Below are 12791 nucleotides of genomic sequence, written 5' to 3' on the forward strand. Positions count from 1 at the left end.
TCCCTAGTACTCTAAAGTTCTCGACTCGTCGATTACAATATCGTATATTATTTCCGCAAGCTGCTCGTTATTATGACGTACAACACCTTCATCATCAACGATAATAAGTTTATCGTGTGTGATGACTTTTACGCCGCGAGCTTCCAGTTTCTCACGGTCGCTTTTTATAATATGGACACCTCTTTTTTTATAAGTATCCGCCATTTGTGCATATACGTCGCGTTCATTTAAAATCACATAATCAATCACTTGGGATTTTAAATGTTTTTCAATGGCATGTAAATGATCATAGGCTGTCATTCCCATAGTTTCCCCGGGCTGCTCAAGCAGATTTGATACATATACTTTAATTCCGTTCGATGCAGCGATAGCTTCTGATATGCCTTTTGGCAGCAGATTTGGAATAATGCTCGTATACAATGAACCCGGTCCGAGAACGATAATATCTGCATCCATAATGGCTTCAGCTGCAGCAGGTGTCGCATCGATATTCGTCGGGATTAAATACATTTCTCTGATTTCTTTTTTAATTTTAGGAATATAGCTCTCACCGATAATAATCGAATCATCGTACATTCTCGCTGCGAGTTTCGGACTGACATTCGTCGAAGGGATAACAGTCCCTTTAACATTTAATATTTTTGATAACTCGCTGACTGCTGTCGCAAAATCACCGCTGATATCGTACATGGCCGCAAGCATTAAGTTGCCGAGCGAGTGTCCAGAAATTTCATCTTTTTTAAAACGGTAGCTGAATAAATGATCGAGCTGGTTTTCCACTTCGCTTAATGCGGACATGACGTTTCTAATATCTCCGGGTGCCGGCATATCGATCTGATCGCGGATAATTCCCGTAGAACCGCCGTCATCTGCAACAGATACAATCGCAGAAATGTCTACTGGATATGTTTTTAAACCGCGTGATAAAACAGCCAGACCGGTACCGCCGCCGATCATCGCAACTTTAATTTTTTTCATGCACAGTGCCTTCTATCATAGCATCGCGGTGAGTCGTATTGACTGTAAATGAAAAGATATTTTTCAAATCTGCTCCGAGACGTTCTGTCAATGCTACCGACCGGTGCTGGCCGCCTGTACAGCCGATGGCGATTGTCAGCTGGGATTTGCCTTCTTTTATATATTGAGGGATTAAATATTTAATCATATCAAAAAGCTTCTCATAAAACGTATCTGTATCTTGCCATTTCATGACATAATCGTAAACTTCATTATCGAGTCCTGTTAAAGAACGATACTCCGGAATATAAAATGGATTCGGTAAAAAACGCACATCGAACATTAAATCAGCATCGATGGGTATACCATGCTTAAAACCGAAGCTCATGACGTTAATTGCAAAATACTCTTCACGTCCGCCGCTGTATAAAGAAAAAATTCTTTCTCTCAGTTCTTTTGGCGACAGGTCTGTCGTATCGATAATGACAGAGGCGCGGCCTTTTAAATCATCGAGCAGTTCACGTTCTTTCTTAATTGCCTCGAGCACTGATACCCCTTCATTTAACGGGTGGAAGCGCCGGGTTTCTTTATAGCGGCTGACCAGTCTTTCATTATCCGTATCTAAAAATAATATTCTCAGCATAATATCTTCGTTATCCAGCACAGCCTGCAGCTTTTTAATTAAATCATCAAAAAATTCTTTACCGCGTAAATCGATGCCCAAAGCCACTTTGCTCATTTTACCGTCGGTAGTCTCCATCAGCTCAACGACTTTCGGAATAAGAATCGGAGGCAGATTATCGATACAGAAAAACCCCGTATCTTCGATTGCTTCCAGTGCAACAGATTTTCCTGATCCGCTCATACCTGTTATTATGATTAAATTCTTCATAAAGCCACACCCTCAAGTTTACTTGTTTTCATAAATAGACATTCACTTATATTATAACGGATAAAGCTATGAAAAAACCCCCTGACGGGGGATAATTCATATTTATTTACTCATTATCTTCAAGTTTTTCTAAATAGCCCTGAGCGTTTTGTGCAGCAAGACTGCCGTCGCCTGTTGCTGTAACAATTTGACGCAGTGATTTCTCTCTGACATCACCTGCAGCAAAAATACCTGGAATGTCTGTTTCCATTTCCTCATTTGTTACAATATAACCATTTTCATTCAGAATACCTAGGTCTTCGAACGGTGAAGTTAACGGCAGCATACCGATATAAATAAATACACCGTCTGCTTTGTAATCGTACGTTTCACCTGTGTTTTTATTTTTCAGTGTAACGGATTCTACTCTGCTGTCTCCGTTAATCGTCTGCAGCTCAGTGTCCCAGATAAATTCAATTTTATCGTTTTTAAACGCGCGGTCCTGTAAAATCTTTTGAGCTCTCAGCTCATCGCGGCGGTGAACAATCGTAACCTTGCTCGCATATTTAGTCAGGAACACCCCTTCTTCAACTGCTGAGTCTCCGCCCCCGATAACGACAAGTTCGCGCTCTTTGAAGAAGGCGCCGTCACATACAGCGCAATAACTTACACCGCGTCCGCGAAGCAAGTCTTCACCTGGTACGCCAATTGTTTTGTACTCTGCACCTGTTGCAATAATAACGCTCTTCGTATGGATTTCTTCTGAAGATGTTTTTAGAATTTTAATATCGCCATCTACTTCAACACTTTTAATGTCGCCATATTTATATTCGGCACCGAAAGTCTGTGCGTGTTCGAACATTTTAGACGATAATTCCGGCCCTGTTGTCATTACGAAACCAGGGAAATTTTCTACTTCTTCTGTATTGGCCATTTGCCCGCCGGGCACACCGCGTTCCAGCATTACTGTTTTCAACTCGGCACGGGATGCGTAAACAGCTGCTGTCATGCCTGCTGGGCCTGCACCGATTATTACTACATCATATATTGTTCTGCTATCCATAATCGTTCTCCTTTAAAAATTGCTACATATAATTATATAGGCTTCCGCCATTTAAATCATTATATCTGCTTAATTTTATCAATCGCTTTGTTCAGTCTGTATATTGTTGTGTTAAACATTTCAGACAAGCTTTTTTTCGTCAGCTTGCGGTCAGCCGGATATAAGTACAATGCAGCTGCTGCATATGTTTCCACATCATCGAACTCTTTATATTTTTCATATAAATCATGAAAGACGTTAATCCACATCAACAGCGTTTCTTCATCTTTAAACGATAAATCGTACAAGAGCTGCAGACCGATGTGCATGCGTCCGAGCCTGACAAGTTTCAAACCCTGGAATAAAAATGTCACATAGAGCTTTTCATAATCATCCATCGTTTCGATATGGTCCCAGAGCGGCAGACCGATAATTGCTTCTCTCGGTTCTACTTTACTGATTAAAAATAAACCTAACAGCCGCTTATGCTGATCGTTATCGTATAAATAATAACTTTCTATAGCTGATATTTTATCTGCAGCCTGCTGTTTACTCCAAGGACTGTATTTTTCATCAATCGGATTAAAATTCTGCATACGCGCCCAATATATTTTAGATTCTTCCGTCTTGCCGATATGGAAACTTGAAAAACTGAGTGCATGAAGCAGCTGGAAGTTGACGATTTTCTGTCTTTTATACAGCGGGAATAAGAGCTTATAAGCATGCTCGTATTTCTGCAGGAAATTCAGCACCAGGCCGACTTTAAATCGGGCGTCATCATCAAGCGGCTCGACAACTTCAAGTTTTTTTAAATACGCTTCATATTCATCAATCTTGTCGTTATGATAATGCAAAAGCGTCATGTGGCTGAGTGCGTGCATATCTGTCTGATCGTCTTCTAAAAGTTTTTCAAGAAGCACTTCTGCTTCATCAAACCGGTTTAAAAACAAGTAAGCCATAGCTTTTAAATTTCTAAACTCGCTCTCTTCCTGTATTTCCACAGGCAGTGAGTCGAGATAAGCCAATGAATCGTCCACCTTGGCATTCATGAATAAATGCTGGAAAATCTGCTGGCCGATAAACCGCTCCGCTTCTTTTTCAAGTTCTTTCTCATCGTCGATTTCAACATCGAACATTTCTTCGAGCGTTGAGTCATAGTCTGAATCCGGATGGTGATTTGAGTACTGCACACCGTATAAGAATGCCTTGTTGGCATCGTGCTTAATTATATTAATCTGGCTTAAAATATAAAAGTATTCGATATCGTATCCGTCTTTAACAAATTGCTCAATTATAATATGTTCCGCTTCATTGCCTAAGCCGTTTTCAGCCAGAACGTATACATATTCTGTCAGATAATCTAAGTTATCAGGGTTTTTATCGTGTGCTTTTTTCAGCAGATTGAGTGCCTCTTTTTTATTATTCTGCTGGCGTTTTTTAATACCTTGTTTGTAGTAATGCTCTCCGTTTTGATTGAGAGAGATTACTTTATTGTTATTCATTCTGTTCTCTCCCTTATAATCATCGGATTGCCGTATGCGAGTGAGTGATCGGGCACATCTTTTGAAACGACAGTTCCGGCGCCGATTTTAACACTGCTGCCGATTTTAACACCCGGCAGCACTGTCACGTTGGCACCAATCATCGTATGGTCTCCGATATCTACTCTGCCGATTCTGTATTCATCGGTTAAATATTCGTGTGTCAATATCGTCGCGTTATAGCCGACAATTGAATTTTCACCGATTGAAATTAATTCCGGAAACATTAAATCGGGCATGGCTTTATAAGCGAATGACACGTTTTCGCCGAGCTTGATCTTCAGCCCTTTTTTATATAATTTATGTTTCAGCTGTGTAGACGGCAAAAAGCGTCCGATTTCTATAACGATAAAGTTCTTCGCCACTTTAAACAGCGAGACTGTACGGTATAAATGCCACAGCGGATTAATTTTAAAGCCCGTATGACGGGTTAAGTTTCTCATACTACTTCTTCCTTTTTTTCTTCTTATTCACCGGCACGGATGTTTTTCTCGCTGGTTTAACCGGCTTGTTTACAGCTGCGAAATTACCGTGAATGTCTCCGTACTTCGGCAGGTCGTAATTTTTCTGACGGTAAATCATAATGATGATTGCACCGATAATCATAATGACAGAAATGACCTGAGCTGTTCTGAACATATCGAACATCATCAAGCTGTCCGTGCGCATTCCTTCGATAAAGAAACGGCCGACTGAATAGTATATCAAATAAACGAGTATCGTGTGGCCGAGCGGTAATTTTGCCCGGATTAAAAATAGAATCACAACACCGATAATACTCCAGATTGATTCATATAAAAATGTCGGATGATAATATGTTCCGTCGATGTTCATATGATTAATAATAAAGTCGGGGATCATTAGATTCTCTAAAAAGTCGCGCGAGACCGGACCGCCGTGCGCTTCCTGGTTAATAAAGTTACCCCAGCGGCCGATAGCCTGGCCGAGTAAAATACTCGGTGCAGCAATATCTGCTATTTGGAAAAAGCTGTAGCCTTTCTTTTTCGTATAGATTAGCCCAGCGAGAAAACCGCCGATTAAACCGCCGTGTATCGCCATGCCGCCTTCCCATACTTTTATAATATCTAAGGGATTAAAGAAATAATAATCAAGATTAAAGAAGACATAATACAGTCTTGCGCCTATGAGCGAGAAAATAATGATATACATCATTAAATCCATAAATAAATCATCGGGCAAGCCTTTTTTTATCGTTTCTCTGTTTGCAAGAAAATAACCGAGCAACATACCCGCTAAGATGATAACTCCGTACCAGTGAATCGATACAGGTCCGAGCGAAATAGCAATCGGATCAATTGCGGCGTTTAAAATCATGTTGAGCGCCCTCCGTTGTTTTTAATCTTTTCATTTAAGCGGTCGTTAAATTCCACAGCTGCATTGTGTCCCATTTGATTCAGACGGTGATTCATGGCAGCGACTTCAATAATGCCGGCGAGACTCCGCCCCGGTCGAATCGGAATCACTTTTTTGGTCACTTCGGAATTTAAAATTTTAATCTTTTTATCTTCCAGCCCCAGCCGGTCATAGGTATTGTTATCCGTCCAATTTTCCAGATGAACATTCAGCATGACCCGTTTTTCGGTCAGGATACATCCCGCACCAAATAGCGTCATTACATTTATAATACCGAGTCCGCGAATTTCAAGCAGATGCTGGATCAGCTCAGGCGCCGATCCCATCAGAACATTTTTCGTCACTTCTTTAATTTCAACGTTATCATCCGCAACCAGTCTGTGACCATTTTTAACAAGTTCCAGTGCCGTTTCACTTTTACCGATGCCACTTTCTCCGGTAATCAGCACACCGATGCCGTAGACATCCACCAGTACACCGTGCATATTTGTTTCCGGTGCCAGTTCTTTTTCTAAGTATGTTGTAATCCGGCTCGTAAAATTAGTCGTATTATCTTCGGTAATTAACAGTGCAGTATTCGTCTGGTTGCACGCTTCCATTAATTCAAGCGGCGGCTGCAGACTGCGCGTGACGATAATGCAGGGTGTTTCTTTTCTGCACAAGCGCTTGGAGCGATCTTCCCTTTCCTGATCTGACAAAACGCGCTCAAAAAAAGATATTTCCGTCATACCTAAAATCTGTACGCGGTCGGATGAATAGTGGGAGAAATAACCGGCAATCTCAAGACCCGGCCTCGATAAATCAAAACTTGGGATCTCATTCTCCAAACCGGTGTTGCCGCCCCATATTTTTAAGTTGAACTCTTCAACTAAATCTTTCACTAATAGCATCGATGCACCTCCAGCCAGCTATGTATTGTATTTTAATGTTATTTTTATTATAGCAAAAAATGGGCTGGCGAACGCCAGCCCCTTACTTTTATTCTGTGTTTTTAACTGCGGTGCAATGTTACGCTGCCGACTTTAGTGCCGACTTCTAAAAACATGCCCGGCTCGTCTGTATTGTTAACGAGCATCAATTCTTTAAAGCCGATATCCTGCTGCTTCATATAGCGCGCATCCAGTTCCGGCGGATAGTTAATCTGTCCAAGTACAGTCGATAAACGTCCTTCTAATTCTCTGCCTTGAGGCACGCTGAGGTTAATGCTGCCCATGTTGGAATTAATCGTCGCTTCTTCCGTTTCACTCTTCAGGGCAATATTAACAGAGCCGTTGGATGAAATATCGATTGATTTCGCATCCAGATTATCTGTCATAATCGTCCCCAGCATAGAAACAATTTCGATGCCTTTATATTGTCCTTCAGTTACTTTAACATTCCCTCTTGATGTACGGACAAAAGCATTTTTCGCTGTAATTCTGTCGAGATCAATATCACCGTTTAAAAGATCTACAGTAACATCTGTGAACGATTTGTCTGCAATTTTAACGTTGCCGTTCGACGTAGATAAAATAATGCGGCGCAATGTTTCTTCCGTCACTTCAATCACAACGTTGACCCGTGCTGATTTCACATCAGAAACAATGACGAGTTCATCATTTTTCACATCGCAGATAATGTCCTGGAAGTAATTTTTTTTCGTATCCAGTTTTCTGTAAAATGGCGTGACTTCAAATTTAACTACATTTGTACGCTCTGCCGCCTTCAGCTCTATGTTGCCGTTTGCAATATCTACAGAGATACTGTTAAACGGTTCATCTACTGTTTCGATTAAACGATTTTTAGGACCTTGTGAAAATACGGAATCAAACGATGAGCCGACAGAATCGAATGCTTTTTCAAGACCGTCAAACACTTGTTTCGCCTGACGCTGACTGCCTAATTTACTTTTGACATTCGTATACGTATCATTGACTTTGTCTTTGTTGACGTATTTATTAAACTCATCGACAAACTGTCCCACATAGTCGCTGAACAGACCGCCGGATGAAGTATCTTCCCCGTCGTTCTGACCTGTGCGCTGCTGAGACTGTTCTGTATTTTGACTATTTTTATCATTCAATGCTGACATCAGTTCAATTGCTTCTTCAGAAGATATCTTTCCGTCTTCAAGCATTTTTAAAATACGTTCTTTACTTTCCACTAAAATTCCCTCCTAATGGTTTCTGTTTAACCACTTTTTAAGATGCTGTCCTGTATAGCTGTTTTCATTGGCGATTACATCTTCTACTGTACCACTTACGAGGATGTTTCCGCCACCTTCACCGCCTTCAGGACCGAGATCAATAATATTATCTGCGACTTTAATCACATCGAGGTTGTGTTCAATAATGACAACTGTATCATTCTGATCGACCAGACGCTGTATTACCCCGATCAGATTTTTAATATCTTCGGAATGAAGACCTGTCGTCGGTTCATCCAGAATATAAAGCGTCTTGCCGTTCGAACGTCTGTGCAGTTCACTTGCCAGTTTTACACGCTGGGCTTCACCGCCGGATAAAGTGGTCGCCGGCTGGCCGAGACGAACATAACCTAAACCGACGTCTACCAGGGTTTTAATTTTACGTTTAATTTTAGGCAGATTTTCAAAGAAGTAATATGCTTCTTCCACTGTCATTTGCAGGACATCTGCAATATTTTTATCTTTATACTTAACTTCCAGCGTTTCTCTATTGTATCGTTTGCCGTGACACACTTCACATGGAACGAAAACATCCGGTAAAAAGTGCATCTCTATACGGAGAATACCGTCGCCTTTACATGCTTCACAGCGTCCGCCCTTAACGTTAAAGCTGAATCGGCCTTTAGAGTAGCCGCGTACTTTCGCTTCATTAGTCTGAGCGAAAACATCTCTGACATTATCAAAAACACCGGTATAAGTTGCAGGGTTGCTTCGCGGTGTCCGGCCAATCGGCGACTGGTCGATATCGATAATTTTATCGATATGCTCAATGCCTTCAACCTTATCGTGTGCCCCCGGCACTTCTTTCGTTTTATACAGTTGATGATGCAGGCTCTTATATAATATCTCATTGATTAAAGTACTCTTGCCTGAGCCTGATACACCCGTCACCACATTCAGAATGCCGAGCGGAATGTTGACATCGATATTTTTAAGGTTGTTTTCTCTGGCACCTTTAATTTTAAAGACCTTTTTCTTGTCCGGTTTACGATAGTTTTCAGGCAGCGGTATTTCTCTTCTGCCGCTTAAATACTGTCCTGTAATCGAATTTTTATCTCTCATCACTTCTTCAGGGGTACCGCTGGAGACGACCTCACCGCCGTGCTCACCGGCCCCCGGTCCGATATCGACTAAATAATCACTGGCGAGCATAGTATCTTCATCGTGTTCGACGACAATCAGCGTATTGCCGAGTTCTCTCATCTCTTTCAGCGTACTGATCAGTCTGTCATTATCCCGCTGATGCAGGCCGATTGACGGCTCATCAAGAATATATAGTACACCGCTTAAACGGGAACCGATCTGTGTTGCCAGACGGATACGCTGGGCTTCACCGCCGGATAAAGTCCCGCTCTTTCTGTTCAGCGTTAAATAATCTAGGCCGACATTCCGGAGGAATGACAGGCGGCTGTCGATTTCTTTCAAAATCGGTTCGGCAATTTCTTCATTTTGAGCCGATAATGAAATGTTGTCGAAAAAGTCGATGCCGTCTTTAACTGACCTTCCAACGATTTGTCCAATATGCGTCCCGTTCACTTTAACTGCGAGCGCTTCATCGTTTAGACGATAGCCGTCACAGCGCTTGCAGACGCTTTCTCTCATGTACTGACTCATGACATTTCTCGTATATTCAGACGGGCTTTCATTGTAGCGTCTCTCAATATTTTTCAGCACGCCTTCAAAGGCCATTTTACGTTCTCTGACGACACCATTATCCTGAGTGAATTTAAAGGTAATTTCATCTTTGCTGCCGTTAAAAATAATATTCTTTTCTTTTTTAGTCAGGTCTTTAAAGGGCACAGTCATATCGATATTAAAATAATCCGCAGCCTGTGTTAACAGTTGATTATAATAAGTCGAACTGATCGGCTGCCAAGTCACTACTGCACCGTCCTCTAATGATAAAGTCTGGTCCGGCACGACGAGATTTTCATCGACTGACATCTTCATGCCGAGTCCGTCGCATTCTGTGCAGGCGCCGTATGGTGCGTTAAATGAAAATAGGCGCGGTTCAAGTTCAGAAATAGTAAAGCCGCATTCAGGACAAGAGAAGTGTTCTGAAAAATGCAAATCCTCACCGTCGATGACATTCACCGTTACATTACCGCCTGATTTTTCCAAGGCCACCTGAAGCGAGTCGCTGAGACGGGATTCAATGCCTTCTCTGACAGCTAAACGGTCAATGACGACATCGATATCATGCTTTTTACTTTTGCTGAGTTCAGGCGCTTCTTCGATATCATACATTTCGCCGTCCACGATAACGCGGGCATAACCTTCCTTGCTTAAATCAGAAATTAATTTCTTATGCTCGCCTTTCTTGCCGCGCATCAGCGGTGCAAAAATCTGAATACGTGTCCGTTCCGGCTGCTGCATAATAATATCTGTCATCTCTTCAATCGTTTGTGAAGAGATTTCAATATTATGAATTGGACAATACGGTGTACCTGCTCTCGCATACAGCAATCTTAAGTAATCATAAATTTCCGTAATCGTCGAAACTGTCGACCTCGGATTATTGCTGGTCGTCTTCTGATCAATCGATATTGCAGGCGATAAACCTTCAATTGCATCGACATCCGGTTTGGACATTTGTCCTAAAAACTGACGGGCATACGAGCTTAGCGACTCGACATAGCGTCTTTGCCCCTCGGCGTAAATCGTGTCGAAAGCCAGAGACGATTTACCGGACCCCGATAAGCCCGTCATGACGACGAGCTGGTCTCTCGGTATATCAATATTAATACCTTTTAAGTTATTTTCTCTTGCCCCTCTAATACTGATGAATGGATTTTTCATGTTACTCACCCTTCTGCCTGAATCTCAAATATTGCATCTCTTAATTCGGAAGCTGTTTCAAAATCGAGGTCTTTCGCAGCTTCTTTCATTTCTTTTTCAAGTTTCTCAAGCAATTTTTCTCTTTCTGATTTCGAAAGTTTCTTCGTAACTGATTTCTTCTCTGTTTTCGTATCTTCTTTTACATCGATATGCGCACTGATAACGTCGCGTATTTCTTTATTAATCGTCGTCGGTATTATATTGTGTTTTTCATTAAACGCAATTTGCGTTTCACGGCGGCGCGCCGTTTCATCCAGTGCATACTGCATGGAATCCGTAATTTTATCGGCGTACATGATCACGTGGCCGTTGCTGTTTCTCGCAGCACGGCCAATCGTCTGTACGAGTGCGCGGTTTGAGCGGAGGAAGCCTTCCTTATCCGCATCTAAAATGGTAACCAGTGATACTTCTGGTATGTCCAGCCCTTCACGGAGTAAGTTAATACCAACAAGCACATCGTAAGTCCCTATGCGAAGCTCTCTTAAAATTTCAATTCTTTCCAGGGTTTTAACTTCGGAATGAAGGTACTGAACTTTGATACCAGCTTCTTTTAAGTACGTTGTTAAGTCTTCAGACATTTTTTTAGTCAGCGTTGTAATTAGGACGCGTTCATTTTTCTCAATTCTCGCATGAATTTCTTCCATTAAATCATCAATTTGATGTTCGGACGGTCTGACATCGATCGTCGGATCGAGCAAGCCGGTCGGCCGTATAATCTGTTCGACCATTTTTTCTGTATGTTCAATTTCATAGGGTCCCGGCGTGGCTGAAACATAGAGCAGCTGCTCTGCTTTTTCTTCAAATTCAGAAAACATCAGCGGTCTGTTATCGAGCGCACTCGGCAGCCTGAAACCGTGATCGACAAGCACTTGTTTACGCGCCTTGTCACCGTTATACATTCCCCTGATTTGCGGTACGGTAACATGAGATTCATCGATCATAATCAGAAAATCTTTAAAGTAGTCGATCAGCGTATATGGTGTTGAGCCCGGATCGCGCAGCGTAGTATGCACCGAATAGTTCTCAATTCCTGAACAGAAGCCCATTTCACGCATCATTTCCAAATCGTAGTTCGTTCTTTGTTCAAGACGCTGAGCTTCCAGCAATTTATCTTCTGCACGGAATTTCTTCAGCTGTTCTTCCAGTTCTTTTTCTATACGTTCAATCGCAACTTTCATTTTTTCTTCGCGCGTAACGAAGTGGGATGCCGGGAAAATTGCCATGTGTTCCCGTTCAACCAGCACTTCACCAGTTAAATAATCAATTTCTCGAATGCGGTCGATTTCATCGCCGAAAAACTCTACCCGAATACACTGTTCGTCCCGGGATGCTGGAAATACTTCTACAATATCCCCGCGTACTCTGAACGTCCCGCGTTTAAAATCAATATCGTTTCTCGAATATTGAACATCGACGAGTTTACGTAAAAACTGATTTCTGTCGAGTTCCATACCTGTACGGATACTGACGACCATATCTCGATATTCATCCGGATTACCCAAACCGTAAATACAGCTGACAGATGCGATAACAATAACATCATCACCTTCAAATAAGGCACTTGTTGCCGAGTGACGCAGCTGATCAATTTCATCGTTGATCGATGCATCTTTTTCGATAAAAGTATCGGTGCTCGGCACATATGCCTCCGGCTGGAAATAATCGTAGTAACTGACGAAATACTCCACTCTGTTATTTGGGAAAAACTCTTTAAATTCACTGTATAATTGCCCTGCTAAAGTTTTGTTATGCGCGATAATTAGAGTCGGCTTGCCGATTCTCTGTATCACCTGGCTCATCGTATATGTTTTACCAGTCCCCGTTGCACCCAGCAAAGTCTGGTGCCGCTGTCCGGAACTGATTTGTTCTACAAGTTCTTCAATCGCTTGAGGCTGGTCTCCAGCCGGCTCGAATTTAGAAACTAAATCAAAATCTGCCATTGTTTCGCCTCCAATTATTAATCTATACTATTTTAACAAATAA

Annotated in this window: 10 protein-coding genes; all 10 read right to left on the reverse strand. The window is 41.9% G+C overall.

The window, feature by feature from the left end; translation table 11 throughout:
* Positions 1–3: 3 nt before the first annotated feature.
* The 10 genes from IEU81_RS05190 to uvrB all read right to left on the reverse strand — a co-directional run bounded on the left by IEU81_RS05190 (position 4) and on the right by uvrB (position 12748).
* Positions 4–978, reverse strand: a complete 975-nt coding sequence (locus IEU81_RS05190; protein ID WP_092597066.1) for a gluconeogenesis factor YvcK family protein — start codon at positions 976–978, stop codon at positions 4–6.
* Positions 965–1849, reverse strand: a complete 885-nt coding sequence (rapZ, locus tag IEU81_RS05195) for an RNase adapter RapZ (RefSeq protein WP_092597063.1) — start codon at positions 1847–1849, stop codon at positions 965–967. The genes IEU81_RS05190 and rapZ overlap by 14 nt, the downstream gene beginning before the upstream one ends.
* A 106-nt stretch (positions 1850–1955) precedes the next feature.
* A complete protein-coding gene (gene trxB / locus IEU81_RS05200) occupies positions 1956–2891 on the reverse strand; it encodes a thioredoxin-disulfide reductase (protein ID WP_092597060.1) in 936 nt (311 codons plus the stop codon).
* A 59-nt stretch (positions 2892–2950) separates the two neighbouring features.
* Entirely contained in the window at positions 2951–4372 is a 1422-nt protein-coding gene (locus IEU81_RS05205) for a tetratricopeptide repeat protein (RefSeq protein WP_092597057.1), read from the reverse strand.
* On the reverse strand, positions 4369–4854 hold the full coding sequence (locus IEU81_RS05210) for an acyltransferase (protein ID WP_092597054.1): 486 nt from the start codon (positions 4852–4854) through the stop codon (positions 4369–4371). Before IEU81_RS05210 ends, IEU81_RS05205 begins: the two co-directional genes overlap by 4 nt.
* Before the next feature lies 1 nt (position 4855).
* Positions 4856–5746, reverse strand: coding sequence for a prolipoprotein diacylglyceryl transferase (gene lgt / locus IEU81_RS05215; protein WP_092597051.1), 891 nt, complete (start codon positions 5744–5746; stop codon positions 4856–4858).
* On the reverse strand, positions 5743–6675 hold the full coding sequence (hprK, locus tag IEU81_RS05220) for an HPr(Ser) kinase/phosphatase (RefSeq protein ID WP_092597048.1): 933 nt from the start codon (positions 6673–6675) through the stop codon (positions 5743–5745). Before hprK ends, lgt begins: the two co-directional genes overlap by 4 nt.
* 101 nt (positions 6676–6776) lie before the next feature.
* The gene (locus IEU81_RS05225; RefSeq protein WP_186090568.1) at positions 6777–7928 is read right to left on the reverse strand and encodes a DUF4097 family beta strand repeat-containing protein; all 1152 of its coding nucleotides are present in this window, start codon (positions 7926–7928) and stop codon (positions 6777–6779) included.
* A 12-nt stretch (positions 7929–7940) separates the two neighbouring features.
* Entirely contained in the window at positions 7941–10769 is a 2829-nt protein-coding gene (gene uvrA, locus IEU81_RS05230; protein ID WP_186090570.1) for an excinuclease ABC subunit UvrA, read from the reverse strand.
* Positions 10770–10774: 5 nt separating this feature from the next.
* Positions 10775–12748, reverse strand: a complete 1974-nt coding sequence (gene uvrB, locus IEU81_RS05235; RefSeq protein WP_186090572.1) for an excinuclease ABC subunit UvrB — start codon at positions 12746–12748, stop codon at positions 10775–10777.
* Positions 12749–12791: the final 43 nt, after the last annotated feature.

It is taken from the genome of Jeotgalicoccus aerolatus (assembly GCF_014635205.1).
GTDB classification, from domain to species: domain Bacteria; phylum Bacillota; class Bacilli; order Staphylococcales; family Salinicoccaceae; genus Jeotgalicoccus; species Jeotgalicoccus aerolatus.

Excerpts from the sequence above, each read along its gene's own strand:
- lgt (WP_092597051.1), bottom strand. The coding sequence starts at position 5,746 with ATGATTTTAAACGCCGCAATTGATCCGATTGCTATTTCGCTCGGACCT.
- IEU81_RS05190 (WP_092597066.1), bottom strand. The coding sequence starts at position 978 with ATGAAAAAAATTAAAGTTGCGATGATCGGCGGCGGTACCGGTCTGGCT.
- trxB (WP_092597060.1), bottom strand. The coding sequence starts at position 2,891 with ATGGATAGCAGAACAATATATGATGTAGTAATAATCGGTGCAGGCCCA.
- uvrB (WP_186090572.1), bottom strand. The coding sequence starts at position 12,748 with ATGGCAGATTTTGATTTAGTTTCTAAATTCGAGCCGGCTGGAGACCAG.
- IEU81_RS05210 (WP_092597054.1), bottom strand. The coding sequence starts at position 4,854 with ATGAGAAACTTAACCCGTCATACGGGCTTTAAAATTAATCCGCTGTGG.
- rapZ (WP_092597063.1), bottom strand. The coding sequence starts at position 1,849 with ATGAAGAATTTAATCATAATAACAGGTATGAGCGGATCAGGAAAATCT.
- hprK (WP_092597048.1), bottom strand. The coding sequence starts at position 6,675 with ATGCTATTAGTGAAAGATTTAGTTGAAGAGTTCAACTTAAAAATATGG.
- IEU81_RS05205 (WP_092597057.1), bottom strand. The coding sequence starts at position 4,372 with ATGAATAACAATAAAGTAATCTCTCTCAATCAAAACGGAGAGCATTAC.
- uvrA (WP_186090570.1), bottom strand. The coding sequence starts at position 10,769 with ATGAAAAATCCATTCATCAGTATTAGAGGGGCAAGAGAAAATAACTTA.